Source organism: Brenneria alni, from assembly GCF_003666245.1.
Lineage (GTDB): Bacteria > Pseudomonadota > Gammaproteobacteria > Enterobacterales > Enterobacteriaceae > Brenneria > Brenneria alni.
Genome location: NZ_MJLZ01000004.1, coordinates 71,041 through 90,101 on the forward strand (window position 1 = coordinate 71,041; position 19,061 = coordinate 90,101).

Genomic DNA, 19,061 nt, shown 5'->3' on the forward strand with positions numbered 1-19,061 from the left:
CTCCCCTGACATAGTTTCTTCCCTGATTGCTGTGAGGGAGTGATGATGAGTAATGATGGTCATGCTGTCCATAACCCGATCACCCTGGTAAAACCTATCGATAAATCAACGCCGTTATTGGCAATGGCATTGGATAAACAAGAGAAAGTTAAAGTATTAATCGATTTTTTACCGCACCACGCAACATGCCAAACAAGAGAAGTTTTTCTCGATTAAGATTAATGATGGTCTCATATCCGATATCAACCTTGTCATGCCTGATGTTATTGATGAAGGCGCTGGCTTGATATTGGAGCATATCTCTGTCAGATATAACGATGTGACATGGACGCATCACAAGACTGGAACATCTGGTTATGCATTGTGGGAAATGACGAAGTTCATGAACTAAACAAGATGCAGGGGAGACCCTGCATTTATTTATCTTTATAATACCAGTCTGATATTTCACCTAGTATATATAATATAACGCTCGCAATAATTAAATGAATTATTTTTTCACTCCACGGAGCATACCCAACGAAAAGTATATAAAGTATCCAAAAAAAACAAAATGGAAATAATAACATTGCTAGATGATTCAGGATAAAAGCCAATATTTTCTTTATAAATACAATCATATTATTGTATCCTGCTTTCAACTTTATCGATTAGCTTGTTAAACATATCCACACCATATGTCCGTTTCATTTTTATCGCTTCAGTCAATGGCTCAACCTGTTCTTCAAAAAGGAAGAAAAGAAGGTCTAAATCATCCCTTCTTAGTTCTGAATATACTTCTGGGTTCTGCTCTCTCATAGACCGAGATCTATATATTGCTCTATCCATCATTCCACCAGCCATCAAAGCGTAATAAATTACTCCTGTGACCATTTTTTTCATATTGCCAATTTTTTTTGATGTTCTCATTACAACCTGAGAAACAACAAAACTTCCAACTAATCCACCCGCTGTTTTATTGTAAATCGCCTCTTTTTTAGCTTCAGATACATTACGGTTAAAAATTTTTAAAATTCGCGTTACTGCTTCAATAATTTTATCCCTTGAAACAATACCTCGATGAATAGCCTTAATGACTCTTTCTTTTTCTCTTGATCTCGATGAACGTGAGTCTGTATCTATAAACCCATATGCAAGATATCCGAAACTTTTTCCAAGTTCACTTACCCCATTACCCATCCCTTCATAGAAGTCCGTTGTAGTTAACATCCTGACTATACGGTCGGCCAATTCATCCAGGTCTGCTTCGGTCATATTCATTACATCCGTGAATTATATGATTTTGTTGCAATTGATTGTACGGCAATCGACTAACAAGCGAAATACTTTCTTTTTTATTAATAGTGCGCTATCTATTATCATTTTCGTAAAAATATTGTAAGCGTCCGGCGAACTCATATTGTTAATAAAACTTTGCTGCCACATGCTGCCCTCATTCAATAAAACGAATTAAGGTAAAACATGGCAAAGCGGTATTCTCACAGTGAACGGCAACCGCATCTCGACGCCTGGCAACAGAGCGATTAACTAAGCAGCACTATTGCCAGCAGCACGATTTGAACCCAGCCCCCGTCAATTGCTGGCTCAAACATCATCACGATGACACTACCGTGACCATTCACGCTGTCTAGGTTTTTTCAGGCCGCTACGGATGGCAGTTAGTTAGAAATGAGCGGAAAATTAAGTCAGGCAGCTTCACGCAAAATTAATCTAAGTGGTTAATTTTGCACAGCGTAAAAAGGTGTAATAGCGTCAGTAGCGCTATATGCAAAATGATTCACTAATCTATGCGAAAAAATTCGCTGCGGCTACATTGCCCGACGTCTCTTCGTGTTTTTAGTCTCTATTTGTTCTATGTATGTAAAATACATGACTAAAAAGTGAATAAAAAAGCGAAAAATAGTTGAGATATTACACGGGAAGGGTTACATATAGCCCGAAAAAGAAGGAGAATTTGTGATCGCCCTGACATTAATTGGCCTGGCAGTAGCCTATATCAACAGATGTTGACGCCTGTCTGAGTGCTTTTGTAGGTCGAAAAGGTAGTAAAGGATGCGGTGGTTAGGCTATTATGATAAATATGTTATTGTTTTGTAAATTTGTAGTGAAATTCAACCTGAGGAAAAACAGTAGTGGATAGTTTCCAACTTTCGGTAGTACATCGTTTGCCGCAAAGTTATCGCTGGTTATCGGGTTTTGCAGGTGTAAAAGTTGAACCGATTCCACTGAGTAGTAGAGATGAAGATAATAATCTGATTGGCCTCAAGTTATTGAGTCATGATGGCGATGTGGCATGGAAAATCATGCACCAACTGAATCAGTCACTGGACGAAATTCAGGTTGAGTGTGTTGTTCTTGAATGGGAAGGTGAGCCTTGTCTGTTTTTACACCGCAATGATGAAAGCACCGCAATGTGTCGTTTGAAGAATGTAGGCGTGGCGATTGCTGAGGCCGTGTCTGCACAGTATCCGTTTTAAGCAGCCACCTCAGTCAATCTGAAGTGGCTGCTGCTACGGAGGTTTTAGACCGGTGAACACGCTTTTTTTAAGAAGCGTTTTAATGCGTTTAAGACGACAGCTGTAACAGTTCCCGCGTATAGTCTTGTGCTGGCTGAGTGAATACTTGCCCACAATCTCCTTGTTCTACCACTTCGCCTTGTTTCAGCACAATGACCTGATGGCACAACGCTCGCACCACCTGTAGATCATGACTGATAAACAGATAAGCCAACTGGTGCTTCTGTTGCAGCGATTTTAGCAATGCCAGAATTTGGGCTTGTACGGTTCTGTCCAGTGATGAAGTCGGCTCATCAAGAATGAGTAATTCTGGTTGCAGAATCAGCGCTCGGGCAATCGCAATACGCTGGCGCTGTCCTCCTGAAAATTCGGCAGGGTAACGGTGGCGGGTGGCCGGATCTAAGCCAACTTCCTGCATGGACTCAATTACTCGCCGCTCCCGTTCTCGAACAGTTAGTTTCTGATGTACGGTCAGCCCTTCGGCAATAATCTGCTCGGCATTCAGACGTGGGTTCAGCGCGGAGTTAGGATCCTGGAATACCACTTGGATCCGACGTCGGAAAGGCAGCATCTGCTTGCGGGTAAATGTATGCAATGGCTGATTATCGAACCAGATTTCTCCGCGTGAACGCAGTAAGCGCAGCAACGCCAGTCCGGTGGTGCTTTTGCCTGAGCCGGATTCGCCAACCAACCCAATACTTTCCCCCCGGCGCAGGGTGAAGCTGATGTCTTTGACCACCTGCTTTTCATCAACGGTGCGCCGCAGGAGTCCACGTTTGACAGGGAAGGAAACCTGCAATTGTTCAACGCGCAGGATGGGGTGGATATCACCGGTGAGCGGCAAGGGGCCGCCAGAGGGATTGGCTTCCAGCAATTGGCGGGTATAAGCATGTTGCGGTTTGCTAAATAATCCCTTGCAGGTGTTATGTTCAACGCATTGGCCGGACTTCATCACTGCAACATTATCAGCCAGCCGGCGGACAATATTCAGATTGTGGGTGATGAACAACAGGCTCATGCCCAGTTCCTGCTTCAACTCATCCAGTAAGGCCAGTATCTGCGCCTGTACGGTAACATCCAGGGCGGTTGTGGGCTCATCGGCGATCAGCAGATCGGGTTGCGTCAGCAGCGCCATCGCGATCATCACCCGCTGGCGCTCTCCCCCGGAAAGCTGGTGCGGAAAATCATTCAACCGGCTTTTCGCCTGCCGGATACCCACGCGATCCAGACAGGAAACCACCTCGCTACGGGCAACGTCGTGGCGCATACCCCGGTGCAGTGATAAAACCTCGATCAACTGCTTTTCGATGCTTTGCAGTGGATTGAGCGAAACCATCGGTTCTTGAAAGATCATGGCAATGCGGTTGCCCCGGATCTTGCGTAACGTTTGTTCATCCGCATACAGCAATGACTGACCGGCAAACAGGATATCACCCTGCTGATAGACCACCGGGGGAGAAGGTAACAAACGGAGGATGGAGAGGGCGGTAACGCTCTTACCCGAACCCGATTCCCCCACCAGCGCCAGCGTTTCGCCAGCATTCACCGCCAGTGAAATCTGGTCGACGACGTTCTGCTCATGCTTTCCGCTGCGAAAGGCGATGCTGAGGTTTTCAATCTGTAATAAAGGTGAAGTGGACATATCAATGCGCCTTACTGGGGTCAAAGGCGTCGCGCACCGCTTCGCCGATAAAAATGAGTAAAGACAACACAATGGACAGCACCATAAATACGGTAATTCCCAGCCAGGGAGCCTGAAGGTTATTTTTCCCCTCCAGTAATAACGTACCTAATGAGGGCGATCCCATTGGTAAACCAAATCCCAGAAAGTCCAGCGAGGTCAGCGTGGTAATGGAGCCACATAGAATAAATGGCAGATAAGTCAAAGTGGCGACCATTGCATTTGGCAACATGCAGCGATACATAATCATCCGATCGCTGACGCCCATTGCCTGTGCAGCACGGATATAATCAAAATTCCGGGTACGCAGAAACTCTGCCCGCACCACGCCCACCAGGCTCATCCAGCCGAATAATACCGTGATGCCCAGCAGCCACCAGAAATCAGGCTGAATAACGCTGGAAAGCAGAATAATCAGAAACAGGGTCGGCATACCGGACCAGACTTCAATAAAGCGCTGGCCCCATAAGTCCAGCCGCCCGCCATAATAGCCCTGTGTTGCCCCAACGGTAATGCCAATCAGGCTGGAAAGGGCCGTCAGCGCCAGACCAAACAACAACGAGATACGGAAACCGTACAGCACCTGAGCAACAACATCTTTCCCCTGGCTGTCGGTTCCCAGCAGATTCTGCCATGACGGCGCCGAAGGAAAAGAGACTGTCGTCGCGTAGTTAATGGTGTCATAGCTGTAGCGGATAGGGGGCCACCACGCCCAGCCGTTGCGCTCAATACGCTGTGCAAGGTAGGGATCGCGAAAATCTGCGGTGGTGTCAAACTGGCCGCCAAAGGTGGTTTCGCTGTAGTCAACGAACAAGGGCGCATAGAGCTGTCCGTCGTACTTCACCAACAACGGCTTGTCATTGGCAATCAGTTCTGAGCACAGCGTGATAATAAACAGCACCATAAAAATCCACAGTGACCAGTATCCACGGCGGTTGCTTTTAAAACGCGCCCAGCGTGCCTGATTAATCGGGTTCAATCGGCTCATTGGCGCCCCTCGAAGTCAATACGTGGGTCAACCAGCGTATAGGTCATATCGCTGATAATATTCAGCAACAGACCGATCAGCGTAAAAATGTATAGCGTACCAAACATCACCGGGTAGTCACGCTGTAGGGTGGCGTCATAGCCTAACAGGCCCAGGCCGTTCAGCGAGAACATCACTTCAATTAACAGCGATCCGGTGAAAAACATACTGATAAAGGTGGCGGGGAAACCGGCAATCACCAACAGCATTGCGTTGCGGAATACATGATGATAGAGAATGCTTTTTTCATCCAGCCCTTTGGCCCGAGCGGTTACTACATACTGCTTACGGATTTCGTCCATAAACGAGTTTTTAGTCAACATGGTCAGCGTGGCAAAGCCGCCAATCACGGTCGCTAAGACCGGCAGCGCTATGTGCCATAAGTAATCGGTGATTTTGTTGTACCAGGGCAGGGTATCAAAATTGCTGGATACCAGCCCGCGCAACGGGAACCAGTCTAAATAGCTGCCGCCGGCAAACAGAACGATAAGCAAAATCGCAAACAGGAAAGCGGGAATGGCGTAGCCAATAATAATCAGCGTGCTGCTCCAGGTATCAAACGGCGTGCCGTTTTTGACTGCTTTTTTGATCCCAAGAGGGATAGATACCAGATAGATAATCAAGGTGCTCCACAGCCCCAGCGTGATAGAAACCGGCATACTTTCTTTGATCAACTGCATGACAGAGGAACCGCGGAACAGGCTGTCACCGAAGTCGAAACGGATGTAATCCCACAGCAGTTTGAAATAGCGTTCGTGAATCGGCTTGTCAAAACCATAGCGTTTGGTGATCTCTTCAATCACCTCGGGATCCAGACCGCGAGAACCGCGATAGGCATTCTCAATATTGGGGGCGCCGTTTCCACCCGAACGGGCGACACCGGCATCAATGCCGCCGCTGGCGGTATAACCGCTGCCGCGGCCCATTTCAATCGCGGCAATCGCCTGGTCGACCGGGCCACCCGGCGCGATTTGCACAATAAAAAAGTTAATGGTGATAATCGCCCATAATGTCGGGATCACCAGTAACAGGCGGCGTAATAGGTAAGTTCCCACATTGACTCCTTAACGTCGCTCTGCTGGCAGTGTGGCAGCCTGTTTAACATCGTACCACCAGCCATCAAAGCCTAATGAATAGGCCGGACGAACCGCTGGCATGGCAAACTTGTTCCAGTAGGCAAAACGATCATGATTGGAATACCACATGGGGATCATAAACTGATTCCAGGTCAGCACGCGGTCCAGCGCCCGGCCTAATGACAGCAATGGCGCTTTCTGCCCCTGATGTTTGATAATTTGTTCAATCAGGGTGTCAACCGCCGGATCGTTAACGCCGGAGGTATTGTAGGTGGAGTCGATATAGTGAGAGTGCCACTCCATTTGCAAATTTGTGTTGGGATAAATATAGGCGTTGTACAGCGTTACCGTCATATCAAAGTCGCGCTTGCGCAGGCGGCTGTTAAACTGGGCGCTGTCGATGTTTCTTACGTTCATCGTAATACCGAGCTTTTTCAGGTTTTGCTGAAAAGGCAGCACGTACTGAGAGTTAGCCGAATTGGGCAACAGCAGTTCAAACTCGAATGGCTTACCCGTTTGGCGATTGACCAAACGCTGATTTTTTAATTCCCATCCGGACTGATCCAGCAGCTTTAGTGCCTTTAGCCAGTTTTCCCGGTCATAACCGCTGCCATCGGACGAAGGGGGCTGGTAGCGTGGGCCAAATACTTCCGGCGGCACTTTATCTTTCAGCGGTGTCAGCCAGGCCAGCTCTGCTGCGTCTGGCTCTCCTTGTGCGGCATATTCGGTATTCTGGAAATAGCTGTCGGCGCGCTGGTAGGCGTTGTAGTAAAGCGCTTTATTCATCCAGTTAAAATCAAATGCCAGCGTCAGCGCTTGCCGAACCCGGCGATCGCTAAAGACAGGACGCTGGATATTGAAGGCAAGCCAGCGGGTATCCTGCGCGGATTGATTTTCCTGATCCTGCTTGATGATATAACCCCGAGCGAAGTTTCCCCCTTGATATTGCGTTGCCCAATGTTTTGGCGAACCTTCTGTTCGCATATCAAATGCCCCAGCCTTAAAAGCCTCCAGCGCAACGCTGTCATCCAGATAATAGTCATAGCGGATCTGGTCAAAATTATACTGGCCTTTGTTCACCGGAAGATTGGCCCCCCAATAATCCTTAACGCGTGAGTAGGTGACGTATTGTCCGGTGCGGTAAGCGGTAATCCGGTACGGGCCGCTAGCCGGTGGCGGGTAGGGCAGCGGATCGCTCAACTTATGATTTTGCCAGAACTTCTCTGGCATTATGGGCAATGAAAGCAGGCTGAACATGCGGTTTTTATCAGGGACGGGAAAATCAAAACGCACCGTAATCGGCGCTACAGCTTTGGCGGTCACACCTTTAAAGTAGATGCGAAACTGAGGAACACCTTGCGTCATAAACATGTTGTAGGTGAAAGCCACATCGGCGGCGGTAATCGGCGTACCATCATGAAAATGTGCGGCGGGGTTCAGGTTGACTTCTACCCAGTGAAAATCAGCGTCATGGCGGGTAGATTGGGCCACTAACGGATAATAGCTGCCTGGCTCATCGTCAGAGGTAACGAACAGTGAATCGTAGAGTCGCTCGGTACGCACCGCCGCCACCCCGCGTAAGGCGTAGCGGTTAAAGTTATCGAATGTGCCGAGCGCGCTAAGGGTGATGCTGCCGCCTTTCGGGGCATCAGGGTTTACATAGTCAAAATGACGGAAATCCTCGCTGTATTTAGGTTCACCCAAAAGTGCGAAAGAAGTGCTGTGTCCAGGAGTTTCGGCATACAACCCCAAAGGTATGGTGTAAAGCAATACAGCAGCAATGACTCGTTTCAACATCTTAACGGTAATCTCCTGCGGACTATCTGGTTTATCTATAGCCGATGTTCAGGCGTGATTTTCTATATACTCGTCATACTTCAAGTTGTATGTGCGTTGGCTGCGTTACTCGGCCCATCCGTGGGCCTCGCCCCTTCGGGGCCGCTGTGAGCAGCGTTCAAATCTGCTCCTGGCAGATTTGTCAGTCACCTGAATCACTTACTTGAGTAAGCTCATCGGGATTAATGAGAGACATCCTGTCTCTCACCGAAGGTCAGCCGTTGGCTGGTTAAATTCGTTCCCTACGAATTTGTCCTTCCCTTGCCGCGTTACGAGGCTCATGAATGAGTCTCGCCCATAAAGGGCCAACGGTCTGCGTTGTTCAAAACGACAACGTTTTGTCCTGCAACTCGAATTATTTAGAGTATAGAGGTTTTGGGCGGCATAAAGTTCTTGAAATAACTGGTATTACTGTTGGTAAACCCGACACTTCCTTTTTTACCATGAACGATACCAATAAACCTACCATAATCACGATTTGGCAAGGTGTCATCCAGAGGCGTGTAAAATCTGGTTTGCAAAAGCCAATCATATAAAAAATCGCCGCCAGCGGCGGTTCGTAGGGCGAATAAAAAAACGTTGCTTAATACTAAGCAACGTTTTTCGTCTCGTTTGGTATCTATTTTAAAGTACATCAGGGGGATGGAAAGGCGTTAGCTATTCGTTCCTTTACTCAGCACGCGCCGGGCTTCCCGGTAACGCTTTTTCCAATAGTCTTCATCCATATTGGAAATCATCACGCCGCTGCTGGTCGATGCATGAACAAATTGCCTATTGCCAACATAGATACCAACATGGCGACCGGTTGAACCAGCACGGAACAGAACAAGATCGCCGGGGCGCAGTTTGGCGGGTTGAATCCTCTGACCAATTGCTTGCTGTTCAGAGGTTGAGCGAGGTAAATCCATGCCAAATTGTTCGCGGAAAGTTCGCTGAACAAAAGCAGAACAATCTATCCCGCGTTTGCTGTCACCACCTAAACGGTAGCGAACACCTTTCCAACTGGCGTATTGGTTAAGTAATTTGGATTTGACATCCACGTTACGAACCAATGCTTCAAATTCATCCTGAGAGGCTTGCAGTAAAAGACCATCTTTATCATTAACTGCACGCATCTCAGTTTGAGCATTCTGATTGTTAGATCCACTGTTACTACTACATGCGGAAAGCGTCATCGCTATCGCAACAGCAGGCAACGCCCGCCAGATATATCTCAGAATCGGTTGAGATTTGACCATTATTCTTATGTTCCCTTGAAGTCCTTAACGATAAATACCGTTATGTAATAAATGCCAAACGAAAACGAGATTCAGACTAAAGCAGAGTTTACGGTTCGCCAAACATAGAACAGCGAAAGTGTGCCTGAATGCACATTATTTCTCTTTACCACTAGTTCAATGAGAGGGGAAAAGCAAACTTCACTGAGACTACCGTATAGATAAACAGATTGCGAGCAGTTTTAACTATATTATTTATAAGATTTAATGATGTAATCAGCAAAAAAAAAGTCGATGTAAAAAAATCCGAAATAGCGGTGTTTTTTCTTGAGGAAATGTGTCGTAAAAGAATATGGCATCTGCTGCTGTCCGGCAAAGGAATGTAGTTTGTTGCCATCATGGGGGCGTTTTTGTCGGACGAAATTTGCCAGGTAAATAGCAATTCAACAAATTAATTAATGCATCGCTGGCTGGCGTAAGCAACCACCAGCTTAATCCAACCAGCACAACCGATAGCGATCCCACGGCGATGTCAGTAAACCAATGAGCCCCGATCATAATACGAGGTAATGAAAAAATAACCACAATCACCACGCTGGCGGCAAACGCGGTTCGGGTAAAATAGCGCAACATAAATGCGGCGAATATCATCAGCATCATCCCGTGATCGCCTGGAAAACTGTCTTGTGATGCATCTTTCGCTGCAATATCGGTCAAATCGGCAACCCGGTTGATATCGCTGAAATAGAGTGTGGGGCTGACATGCTGAACGGGTAATAAATGTCCCAATTGATTAAGCACCAATGCGGTGAGCAGCATAACGATGCCGATGATTAGCAAGCGTCGGCGTGCTGGTTGTGTTGCTTTCAGATAAAATGACAGATACAGCAGACCCATCATAAATAGTGCGCAGCCATCAAACGCCCGGAGGTTGGTAATGGCCACCAATTGCAGGAACATCGGGCTTTGGGTTAATAGCTGATTAAAATAGAGGAAAATATGGCTGTCTAACCTGAACCAAAAGCTGTGATTTGGCGGTAAATACCAAGAAAAAAACAGCCCTATGCCCAAGACATTGAGCAGAAAAATAGAAAGGATGCTACGCCGGGACATACAGTAAATAACTCAAGATCTGACGAAACCAGCTTGATAGTTTACCTGGACAAAGTTAAACGGGCCTTTAACAGCGCCGCCTGTAAGTTATTCCATTCTGCCGGTGTTTCATTAATCAACTCAATGCGGCTGTCGATCGGCGCGGTCGGTTTAGTTTCGATATGCAGGTCGTCGCCCTGACGGTTGACGATCAACGCGCCTTCTTTTATCCGCATGACGCCCTTAACCCGGCTGACGGGGGACAGACGAACCCAGTCCAGCAACGCGGCGGTATCAAATAGGGTTTCCGGCGAGAAAATCCAGCCGCAGGCGTGGTAGCCCTGCCCATGATTCAATGAACGACGCCAGGATTCCCCGCCCGGCAGCCGTAAAGCGGCCAGGCCTTGTGCAGATTTATGCTGGTGATGATGGATACCGTCAGGCAGTTCACGGACATTATGACGAGGCTGCTCCAGCAACTGCCAATCCACCTGTCCCTGACTGACCAACACAAGCTGGCGGTCATTGCGATTGCGTTGTTGCCATTGCTGCAAAATCGATAGATCCGCATCGAGGTAGGTTTCCTGCTTATTGGCGACAATAACGTCGGCTGTGGCCAATTGATCACGGAAATTTTCATTCTCCGTATAGCGGGTTTCGCTCAGTTGGCGGGCATCCAGCAGACATAATGTTGCCTGCAACGTCAGCCAGGGCTGGTAACTTTCGCCGGTCAGCAACGAAAGGATTTGCTTTGGATGGCCAAGCCCCGTAGGTTCAATCAACAAACGGTGTGGTCTTTTTTGCTGCAATAACGTATTCAGGCCTACCTGCATGGGCAATCCGTTCACACAGCACATGCACCCGCCAGGGATTTCTTTCAATACTGCTCCGCTGTCGGCCAGCAACGCGCCATCAATCCCGATTTCACCGAATTCATTAACCAACACGGCCCAGACTTCATCCTCCGGTTTCTGAGAAAGGAGGTACCGGATAGTCGTGGTTTTCCCACTGCCAAGAAAGCCGGTAATTAAATTCACTTTGGTTAACAAAACAGGCTCCACGGAGAATATCTGAAAGGACTAACCCGCCTGAGCGTCACTCGGCGGGATGGACAACCGGAACTTAATCAGCTCGTCCCATGTAGCGGCGCTCTGGGATATGAATGCGGATTTTCTCACCGGCACTCAGGTATTCCGGCACCTGAATAGTCAAACCTGTGCTCATTGTCGCGGGTTTGTTTCGGGCGCTGGCCGAAGCCCCTTTGATGCCGGGGGCGGTGTCGACTATCTCCATATCCACCGTTTGCGGCAATTCGAGCGCAATGATTTGGCCGTCCCATGATAGTACCTGAATACCGGGCATACCGCCTTCAGGAATGAACAACAGCTCTTCTTCTATTTGCTCTTTTTTGAAATGATAAGGCGCGTAATCCTCGTCATCCATAAAGACATACTCGTCGCCGTCAATATAAGAGAAAGTGACCGTGCGGCGGGTCAGGGAAATGGTATCGAGAATATCATCACCTTTGAAACGCTCTTCAACCTTTAACCCTGTGCGTACGTCGGCAAAGCGCATTTTGTACAGTGTACTGGCGCCACGGGCGCTCGGACTCTGGATGTCGATGTCTTTTACCAGCAGCAATTTACCGTTATAGTTAACGGCCATACCGCGTTTGATTTCGTTCGCTCTTGCCATAAAAATTACCTGTTATAAGGAGTGAGATTTTTGTGGCGACACGTTACTCGCGCCGCAGGATTCAGGCAAGCAGGAATTTATGCGGCGTGCATCATAAAAAATAGATCACGCATGAGTAACCGAAGGGCCGATAAGCGTTGGTATTTGCCCGGATGGCTGTTATGGTGACGGACAATCCTTCATTTGTAGTCAGCCCAGCGGAGCCTGCTGATGGACTGTCGCCCTGATTGCGGTGCCTGCTGTATCGTCCCCTCAATATCCAGCCCGTTGCCAGGTATGCCAAATGGCAAGCCTGCCAATACCCCGTGTATCCATCTGGATGCGCATATGCGTTGCGGAATATTCCATTCACCACTAAGGCCCGCAGTATGCGCGGGGCTACAGGCGCGAGTTGATATGTGTTTCAGCCATAGGAATGATGCGCTTATTTACCTGATTCAATTGGAGGCGGATACCGTGCCAGATGCTCCTGTTTCTACGCGTCTTTAATGCGCCACATGCAGTACCCTGAACCCACTATCATTATCAGCGCGATAAAAAATACGGCGTGATAACTCCAGATTTCCGCGACGATACCTGCCAGGGAGCCAGATATAATCCAGCCTACGCGGGTGGTATTGGTAAAGAGTGTCGTCGCCGCCCCGGCCTGACCGGGCATCAGATCCTGAAAATACAACATGCCGATCCCGGCGAGAATGCCGATGAAAATGGCGTTCAGCAACTGTAAAGCCAGCAAGGCGATCTCGCTATCGAGAAACAATAATCCCACATAAAAAAACAGACCGGCAGAGATAGCCAAGCGCATCAGGAAACGTTTGCCAAAACGCCTGGCGACATAGCCTGCGATCAGCATGGTTGGGATCTCCAGCCCGGCGGCGGTTCCCATCATGACCCCTGCCAGCTTTTCAGGCAGATTGAGTTCATGCACCAAATAGAGCGGCATATTGATGATGTAAATACCATTACACGTCCACATCAGGGTACAGGCGGCGAACAACAGCAGTGTATCTCTGCGGTTGCGGCGGGGGGATTCAAGCGTAGCGGCTGTTTTCACCCTGACTTTCGGCATGGAAGGAAGAAAAAGCCTGACCAGTATGCCGCAGAGTACAAAAACTAGCCCAGCAGCCAGGTACATCGCAGTGAAACCAAAACCCAGCGCCAATGCAAAGGCGATTGGCGGGCCAACCACCCAGGAAAGTGAGATCTGGGCACGCAAGATGGAACTGAACATAGCGGCTTCGCGCCCGGTGCGATCCGCGTGTTCCCGTGCCAGTGCGAATAGCTGTGGGTTTGCGGTAGCGCCGAAACTACTGAGCAGTACTCCGACGAACAGCAAAATGAAGTAATTACGATTCCAGGCAAACAAAATACAGGCCAGGGCGCCTAATAAACAGCATTGAAAAATAAGCGTCTTGCGGTCGCCCTGCCGGTCTGAGCGACTTGCCAGCAATTGGCTGATGATGATGCCGATCACCGCGCTGCCGGTATAAAACATCCCGACCAGAAATGGCCGCACCTGTACTTCAGTTGAAAGGAAAAGACTGAGCGTCGGGAGTTGTAAAGCCCCTGCAATCCCTGTCAGAAAGGCGATGACTAAAAATGCTGACGAAGTCAGATCGGGCTGACGTCGGGTTGTACCAGCGGTTGTGTGCATAAAGTGATAACGCTTAAAAAAGCAGGCAGAGGATAAGAGCAGAAGCGTCATACTACGCCGATTTATAAAAAAGCAGAAAATCTGTTTTATTATTTTTTTTCAGCAACACTTCAGCCTGATGCAATCTTTTATCGTACAGCAGCCGTTTATGCAGGCTAAAATGTGCGTGGAGTCAAAATTTTGCTACGCCGATTGTGCAGAATACTTGCATAAACACCGTAATAGCAACAGACTCAGTGAAACGTTTCAGCGATGTTTTCTGAAATACCGTCCACAATAGACACTTTTTTTTCTCATAAAAGCTGAAACGATTCAACTTTCAGCATAGAGAGGAGAGCCATGTTCCAGTTGTCACAACAAGATATTCATTTAGGCGCAGTAGCAAGTAGCAAGCAGCAAGCTATACAGCTTGTCGCTTCAGCACTCACTCAGGCCGGGTGCGTTAGCGCCGCGTATGTCGATGGTATGCTACAGCGTGAGCAGCAAACATCCACTTATTTAGGGAGTGGTATTGCTATCCCTCATGGCACAACGGACACCCGCGATCTGGTACTTAAAACCGGGGTTCAGGTGTTTCAGTTCCCTCAGGGCATCGCCTGGGGTGAAGATCAAACTGCCTACGTGGTGTTGGGCATTGCCGCCCGTTCAGATGAGCATTTGGCGCTATTGCGTCAGTTAACCCATGTACTGAGTGACGAGCGTGTCGCGGCCCGTTTAGCGAGCACCACATCGGCGGAAGAACTGCGCAGCCTGTTGATGGGTGAGCAGCAAATGCCTGAGTTTCGTTTTGATACTTCACTGATTTCGCTTGATGTGGCAACGGATAATCTGCTGACGCTACAGGCGTTGAACGCCGGTCGCCTGCAACAGATTGGCGCGGCGGATGCCAGTTTCGTCAGCCATGCCGTTAGCCATAAACCGCTGAATCTGGGGCAGGGCATCTGGTTCAACGACAGTGCTGAAGGTAACCTCAGCAGTGCCGCGGCTATCGCCCGTCCAGCCGCACCGTTTACGGTAGAAGGGGAAACCGTCGCGTTATTGCTGACGGTTTCCGCTGCGGATGATCAGATATTGGCGCCGATTGATTACCTGACTAATCTGCTGGTTGCACAGAAAGCTGAACGCTTGCTGACCGCTGATGCCGCCACACTGTTGGCCTTGCTGACCAGCGATGTGCCTGAAGCAAGCGAAGTGCTGACTGCGGAGTTTACCATCCGCAACGAACATGGTTTGCACGCCCGTCCGGGCACCATGTTGGTTAACGTGATTAAGCAGTTCAGCAGTGAAATAACCGTAACGAATCTTGATGGCAGCGGTAAACCGGCTAATGGCCGCAGCCTGATGAAAGTGGTCGCGCTGGGTGTGAAGAAAGGTCACAAACTGCGTTTTACCGCCAGTGGCAGTGATGCCGAGCAGGCTCTGGCCGCCATTGGCGAAGCAATTACTTCCGGTTTAGGTGAGGGGGCGGCATGAGCAGGCGAGTTGCCACCATTACCCTGAATCCGGCTTATGACCTGGTTGGCTACTGCTCGGAAATTGAGCGGGGCGAGGTGAATCTGGTTCAGACAGCAGGTCTACATGCCGCAGGCAAAGGCATCAACGTTGCCAAAGTGCTGAAAGATCTCGGGATTGATGTCACGGTGGGTGGGTTCCTGGGTAAAGATAATCAGGATGGTTTTCAGCAGTTGTTCAGCGAATTGGGCATTGCAAACCGTTTTCAGGTTGTTCCGGGACGTACGCGTATCAATGTCAAACTAACCGAAAAAGATGGAGATGTTACTGACCTCAATTTTTCCGGCTTTGAGGTCACACAGCAGGACTGGCAGCGCTTTGTCAATGACTCCCTGAGTTGGCTGGGGCAGTTCGATATGGTCGCTGTCAGCGGTAGTCTGCCGACTGGCGTCAATCCAGATGACTTTACCGACTGGATGTCCCGGCTGCGCAGCCATTGCCCCTGCATCATTTTTGACAGCAGCCGCGAGGCACTGGTCGCGGGTTTGAAAGCCGCGCCCTGGCTGGTTAAACCTAATCGCCGGGAGTTGGAAATCTGGGCAGGGCGTAAATTACCTACGCTGGCTGAAGTGGTTGATGCTGCGCACGCGCTGCGTGAGCAGGGTATCGCGCATGTTGTGATCTCACTCGGTGCGGAAGGCGCTCTGTGGGTGAATGCATCAGGCGCGTGGTTGGCAAAACCGCCCGCCTGTGAAGTGGTAAGCACGGTAGGAGCGGGTGACTCCATGGTTGGGGGACTGATTTATGGCTTATTAATGCGTGAGTCCAGTGAACATACTTTGCGTTTGGCCACGGCGGTTTCTGCGCTGGCGGTCAGCCAAAGCAATGTTGGTATTACCGATCGTCCTCAGTTGGCCGCAATGATGGCGCGTGTCGATCTGAAACCTTTTAACTGACAGCAGGAGACGAATGATGAAAACGCTGCTGATTTTAGATAAATCACTGGGTCTGGCAAGAAGCCATCTGGTGAAGAACCTGCTCGGCGCTGCCGCTGCGAATGCAGGGTTGACGTTTACAGAGCAAGCTGACGAGTCTGAACTGGTGATCATTCTTGGTGCCGACGCCGCGTCGGATAGCGCATTGAATGGTAAACGTGTATTCATTGGCGATGTTGAACTGGCCGCCAGTCAGCCAGATGCTTTTTTGAGCCAGGCCCAAGCCGATGCCACGCCATATCAGGCGGTAGCATCAGCGCCCATTCAGCAAAGCACATCAGCCAAACGCATTGTTGCCGTAACGGCTTGTCCTACCGGTGTTGCGCATACGTTCATGGCGGCTGAAGCCATTGAAACGGAAGCGAAGAAACGTGGATGGTCGGTGAAAGTTGAAACTCGCGGTTCCGTCGGCGCAGGCAATCCCATCACGCCGGAAGAAGTGGAACAGGCTGATTTGGTCATCGTCGCCGCTGACATTGAAGTCGATCTGGCCAAGTTCGCCGGTAAAAAAATGTACCGCACGTCAACCGGTCTGGCGCTGAAGAAGACGGCGCAAGAGCTGGATAAAGCGGTCGTGGAGGCCAAGGTTTACCAGCCCGGCCAAACGAATGCGTCGGCAAGCGATGCGTCCGGGCAGAGCGGCAGCACGGGGCCTTATCGTCACCTGTTGACCGGGGTCTCTTACATGCTGCCGGTGGTGGTTGCCGGTGGGCTGTGTATTGCGCTGTCGTTTATGTTTGGTATTGAAGCCTTTAAGGAACAAGGTACGCTGGCCGCCGCACTGAAATTGGTGGGGGATTCGGCCTTTGCGCTGATTGTTCCCGTGCTGGCGGGGTATATCGCGTTTTCTATCGCCGATCGCCCTGGTTTGGCTCCGGGATTGGCGGGCGGGGTACTGGCGGTCAGTATGGGCGCCGGTTTCCTGGGCGGTATTATTGCCGGTTTCCTGGCGGGTTACGTGGCCAGAGCAATCAATAATCATATGCATCTGCCGCAGAGTATGTCGGCCCTGAAACCGATTTTGATTATCCCGTTGTTGGCGACATTGATCATGGGGTTGATCATGGTGTATGCCGTGGGAACACCGGTCGCCAAAATTCTGACCGGCCTGACTGACTGGCTGCAATCTATGGGCACGGCGAATGCGGTGATTCTGGGCGCACTTCTGGGCGGCATGATGTGTACCGATATGGGCGGCCCGGTCAATAAAGTGGCTTACGTCTTTGGTACAACTCTGTTGAGTAGCCAGATTTATGCACCGATGGCGGCGGTTATGGCTGCCGGTATGGTGCCGCCGCTGGCGATGGGGCTGGCCACGATACTGGCGAGCAAAAAATTCAACGCGACCGAGCGTGAAGGCGGCAAGGCAGCGCTGGTGCTGGGGTTGTGCTTCATTTCGGAAGGTGCAATTCCTTACGCTGCCCGTGATCCGCTACGTGTATTACCATGCTGTATTGTTGGTGGCGCGCTGACTGGTGCATTGTCGATGGCGGTTGGCGCCAAGTTGATGGCGCCGCACGGCGGTCTGTTTGTTCTGCTGATCCCAGGGGCAATTACGCCGGTATTAGGTTACCTGTTGGCGATTATTGCCGGGACGGTGGTTGCCGGTGTGCTGTATGCGCTGCTGAAACGCCCGGATGAGCAACTGATGAAAGCGGCTGCGTAATTAACCGACTGATAAAACAAGGATGTTGTTCAGATCGCGCCAGCGTACAGGACGTATGCCGGCGCGATTTTTACGGCAGGTCAACTCTGTGACTTAAGCCAGGCTATCTCCTCTGCCCAGATATCCGGGTTAACGGTTTCCAGAATCATGGGGATCCCATCAAAGCGTTTATCTTTCATGATGCAGCTGAAAGCTGTTTTACCAATATTACCTTCCCCCAGACTATGGTGCCTGTCTACACGGCTGTTAAACCCGCTTTTGGCATCGTTCAGGTGCATTCCCCGCAGATAACGAAAACCGACTACCCGTTCAAATTCAGCAAACGTTTTTTCAAAGACTTCCTCTGTACGCAAATCATAGCCGCCTGCAAAGGCATGGCAGGTATCAATACAAACGCCGACGCGGCTTTTATCTTCGACACCCTCGATAATGGCAGCCAGATGTTCAAAACGAAATCCCAGATTGCTTCCCTGACCGGCAGTATTTTCGATGACGGCGGTAACGCCTTTTGTTGCCGCCAGCGCAATATTAATCGACTCGGCGATATGAGCCAGGCAGCTCGCTTCATCAATCTGTTTCAGATGACTGCCAGGGTGAAAATTAAGCAGGCTCAGTCCCAATTGTTGACAGCGTGTCATCTCATCAATAAAGGCAGCGCGTGATTTTTCCCGTGCTACAGTCTCTGGGTGTCCCAGATTAATCAGATAGCTATCGTGCGGCAAAATCTGCGCTGAGGTGTAGGCATATTTTTCACAAGCGGTTTTAAACCGCTCGATCACCTCTGGCGTCAACGGTGCCGCCTGCCATTGACGTTGATTTTTGGTGAACAGGGCGAAAGCGGTTGCTTTCAGTTCATGGGCTCGTAATACCGCCTGGTCTACGCCGCCAGCAGCACTCACATGGGCGCCTATGTATTTCATGATGGTTCGTTCACTTACTGCTCCTGATCCTTAACATCAATGATGTCAGCATTGCACTATGTTATAGGAAAAAACATGTTGTCTGAAGAATCTATATGGCAACGATGATATTTGCTCGTAGGGAACAATCACAAAACGGGCTTGCGCACGCCGATGTCCTGGCAATATATCCGGTTGTAGACCACGTGAATTCTACAGAGAAATTTATTAATATCATTTTAATTATAAATATTA

18 protein-coding genes are annotated in these 19,061 nt (G+C 49.5%); 7 read left to right on the top strand and 11 right to left on the bottom strand.

Annotation, left to right across the window (positions count from 1 at the left end; translation table 11 throughout):
* The first annotated feature begins 42 nt into the window (after positions 1 to 42).
* Both BIY29_RS20785 and BIY29_RS20965 read left to right on the top strand, forming a co-directional pair.
* Positions 43 to 216 carry a type VI secretion system tube protein Hcp gene (locus BIY29_RS20785; RefSeq protein ID WP_276310277.1) on the top strand — a complete coding sequence of 58 codons (174 nt, stop codon included), beginning with the start codon at positions 43 to 45 and terminating at the stop codon, positions 214 to 216.
* A gap of 1 nt (position 217) precedes the next feature.
* Positions 218 to 391, top strand: coding sequence for an Hcp family type VI secretion system effector (locus BIY29_RS20965; protein WP_420808402.1), 174 nt, complete (start codon positions 218 to 220; stop codon positions 389 to 391).
* Between the two features lie 230 nt (positions 392 to 621).
* Here the strand turns inward: BIY29_RS20965 and BIY29_RS03350 are convergent, their stop codons facing one another.
* Positions 622 to 1,254: a hypothetical protein gene (locus BIY29_RS03350; protein WP_121573737.1), complete on the bottom strand. Its 633-nt coding sequence runs from the start codon at positions 1,252 to 1,254 to the stop codon at positions 622 to 624.
* A gap of 878 nt (positions 1,255 to 2,132) precedes the next feature.
* Between BIY29_RS03350 and BIY29_RS03355 the strand changes: the two genes are divergently transcribed.
* Positions 2,133 to 2,477 (top strand): YejG family protein, encoded by a 345-nt coding sequence (locus BIY29_RS03355; protein ID WP_121573738.1) that lies wholly within the window; start codon positions 2,133 to 2,135, stop codon positions 2,475 to 2,477.
* An 88-nt stretch (positions 2,478 to 2,565) separates the two neighbouring features.
* On the opposite strand, the gene yejF is transcribed toward BIY29_RS03355, so the two are convergent.
* The 8 genes from yejF to yeiP form a co-directional block, all read right to left on the bottom strand.
* A complete protein-coding gene (gene yejF / locus BIY29_RS03360; protein ID WP_121573739.1) occupies positions 2,566 to 4,158 on the bottom strand; it encodes a microcin C ABC transporter ATP-binding protein YejF in 1,593 nt (530 codons plus the stop codon).
* Between the two features lies 1 nt (position 4,159).
* On the bottom strand, positions 4,160 to 5,185 hold the full coding sequence (locus tag BIY29_RS03365) for an ABC transporter permease (RefSeq protein ID WP_121573740.1): 1,026 nt from the start codon (positions 5,183 to 5,185) through the stop codon (positions 4,160 to 4,162).
* Positions 5,182 to 6,279: a microcin C ABC transporter permease YejB gene (locus BIY29_RS03370; protein WP_121573741.1), complete on the bottom strand. Its 1,098-nt coding sequence runs from the start codon at positions 6,277 to 6,279 to the stop codon at positions 5,182 to 5,184. The genes BIY29_RS03365 and BIY29_RS03370 overlap by 4 nt, the downstream gene beginning before the upstream one ends.
* Before the next feature lie 9 nt (positions 6,280 to 6,288).
* Positions 6,289 to 8,097, bottom strand: a complete 1,809-nt coding sequence (locus BIY29_RS03375; RefSeq protein WP_121573742.1) for an extracellular solute-binding protein — start codon at positions 8,095 to 8,097, stop codon at positions 6,289 to 6,291.
* Positions 8,098 to 8,789: 692 nt separating this feature from the next.
* Positions 8,790 to 9,374: a bifunctional murein DD-endopeptidase/murein LD-carboxypeptidase gene (gene mepS / locus BIY29_RS03385; RefSeq protein WP_121573744.1), complete on the bottom strand. Its 585-nt coding sequence runs from the start codon at positions 9,372 to 9,374 to the stop codon at positions 8,790 to 8,792.
* A gap of 375 nt (positions 9,375 to 9,749) precedes the next feature.
* Positions 9,750 to 10,466 carry a phosphatase PAP2 family protein gene (locus BIY29_RS03390; protein WP_121573745.1) on the bottom strand — a complete coding sequence of 239 codons (717 nt, stop codon included), beginning with the start codon at positions 10,464 to 10,466 and terminating at the stop codon, positions 9,750 to 9,752.
* A 41-nt stretch (positions 10,467 to 10,507) separates the two neighbouring features.
* Positions 10,508 to 11,494 carry a CobW family GTP-binding protein gene (locus BIY29_RS03395; RefSeq protein WP_121573821.1) on the bottom strand — a complete coding sequence of 329 codons (987 nt, stop codon included), beginning with the start codon at positions 11,492 to 11,494 and terminating at the stop codon, positions 10,508 to 10,510.
* Positions 11,495 to 11,567: 73 nt separating this feature from the next.
* Positions 11,568 to 12,140, bottom strand: a complete 573-nt coding sequence (yeiP, locus tag BIY29_RS03400; RefSeq protein WP_121573746.1) for an elongation factor P-like protein YeiP — start codon at positions 12,138 to 12,140, stop codon at positions 11,568 to 11,570.
* A gap of 210 nt (positions 12,141 to 12,350) precedes the next feature.
* Here yeiP and BIY29_RS03405 point away from each other — a divergent pair, with 210 nt between their 5' ends.
* Positions 12,351 to 12,629: a YkgJ family cysteine cluster protein gene (locus tag BIY29_RS03405; RefSeq protein WP_121573747.1), complete on the top strand. Its 279-nt coding sequence runs from the start codon at positions 12,351 to 12,353 to the stop codon at positions 12,627 to 12,629.
* Here the strand turns inward: BIY29_RS03405 and BIY29_RS03410 are convergent.
* Complete coding sequence (locus BIY29_RS03410) at positions 12,616 to 13,794, bottom strand: sugar efflux transporter (protein ID WP_121573822.1); 1,179 nt, start codon at positions 13,792 to 13,794, stop codon at positions 12,616 to 12,618. The two genes, BIY29_RS03405 and BIY29_RS03410, sit on opposite strands and share 14 nt — an antisense overlap.
* A 339-nt stretch (positions 13,795 to 14,133) precedes the next feature.
* Here BIY29_RS03410 and fruB point away from each other — a divergent pair, with 339 nt between their 5' ends.
* Genes fruB through fruA form a run of 3 tightly spaced genes read left to right on the top strand, consistent with a single transcriptional unit; the run spans position 14,134 to position 17,907 of the window.
* Positions 14,134 to 15,267, top strand: a complete 1,134-nt coding sequence (fruB, locus tag BIY29_RS03415) for a fused PTS fructose transporter subunit IIA/HPr protein (RefSeq protein WP_121573748.1) — start codon at positions 14,134 to 14,136, stop codon at positions 15,265 to 15,267.
* Positions 15,264 to 16,202 (top strand): 1-phosphofructokinase, encoded by a 939-nt coding sequence (gene fruK / locus BIY29_RS03420; protein WP_121573749.1) that lies wholly within the window; start codon positions 15,264 to 15,266, stop codon positions 16,200 to 16,202. Before fruB ends, fruK begins: the two co-directional genes overlap by 4 nt.
* A gap of 16 nt (positions 16,203 to 16,218) precedes the next feature.
* Positions 16,219 to 17,907, top strand: coding sequence for a PTS fructose transporter subunit IIBC (gene fruA, locus BIY29_RS03425; protein ID WP_121573750.1), 1,689 nt, complete (start codon positions 16,219 to 16,221; stop codon positions 17,905 to 17,907).
* Between the two features lie 80 nt (positions 17,908 to 17,987).
* Here the strand turns inward: fruA and nfo are convergent, their stop codons facing one another.
* A complete protein-coding gene (gene nfo, locus BIY29_RS03430; RefSeq protein ID WP_121573751.1) occupies positions 17,988 to 18,827 on the bottom strand; it encodes a deoxyribonuclease IV in 840 nt (279 codons plus the stop codon).
* Positions 18,828 to 19,061: the final 234 nt, after the last annotated feature.

Excerpts from the sequence above, each read along its gene's own strand:
- BIY29_RS20785 (WP_276310277.1), top strand. The coding sequence starts at position 43 with ATGATGAGTAATGATGGTCATGCTGTCCATAACCCGATCACCCTGGTA.
- BIY29_RS03350 (WP_121573737.1), bottom strand. The coding sequence starts at position 1,254 with ATGACCGAAGCAGACCTGGATGAATTGGCCGACCGTATAGTCAGGATG.
- yejF (WP_121573739.1), bottom strand. The coding sequence starts at position 4,158 with ATGTCCACTTCACCTTTATTACAGATTGAAAACCTCAGCATCGCCTTT.
- BIY29_RS03365 (WP_121573740.1), bottom strand. The coding sequence starts at position 5,185 with ATGAGCCGATTGAACCCGATTAATCAGGCACGCTGGGCGCGTTTTAAA.
- BIY29_RS03375 (WP_121573742.1), bottom strand. The coding sequence starts at position 8,097 with ATGTTGAAACGAGTCATTGCTGCTGTATTGCTTTACACCATACCTTTG.
- mepS (WP_121573744.1), bottom strand. The coding sequence starts at position 9,374 with ATGGTCAAATCTCAACCGATTCTGAGATATATCTGGCGGGCGTTGCCT.
- BIY29_RS03390 (WP_121573745.1), bottom strand. The coding sequence starts at position 10,466 with ATGTCCCGGCGTAGCATCCTTTCTATTTTTCTGCTCAATGTCTTGGGC.
- yeiP (WP_121573746.1), bottom strand. The coding sequence starts at position 12,140 with ATGGCAAGAGCGAACGAAATCAAACGCGGTATGGCCGTTAACTATAAC.
- BIY29_RS03405 (WP_121573747.1), top strand. The coding sequence starts at position 12,351 with ATGGACTGTCGCCCTGATTGCGGTGCCTGCTGTATCGTCCCCTCAATA.
- BIY29_RS03410 (WP_121573822.1), bottom strand. The coding sequence starts at position 13,794 with ATGCACACAACCGCTGGTACAACCCGACGTCAGCCCGATCTGACTTCG.
- fruB (WP_121573748.1), top strand. The coding sequence starts at position 14,134 with ATGTTCCAGTTGTCACAACAAGATATTCATTTAGGCGCAGTAGCAAGT.
- fruK (WP_121573749.1), top strand. The coding sequence starts at position 15,264 with ATGAGCAGGCGAGTTGCCACCATTACCCTGAATCCGGCTTATGACCTG.
- fruA (WP_121573750.1), top strand. The coding sequence starts at position 16,219 with ATGAAAACGCTGCTGATTTTAGATAAATCACTGGGTCTGGCAAGAAGC.
- nfo (WP_121573751.1), bottom strand. The coding sequence starts at position 18,827 with ATGAAATACATAGGCGCCCATGTGAGTGCTGCTGGCGGCGTAGACCAG.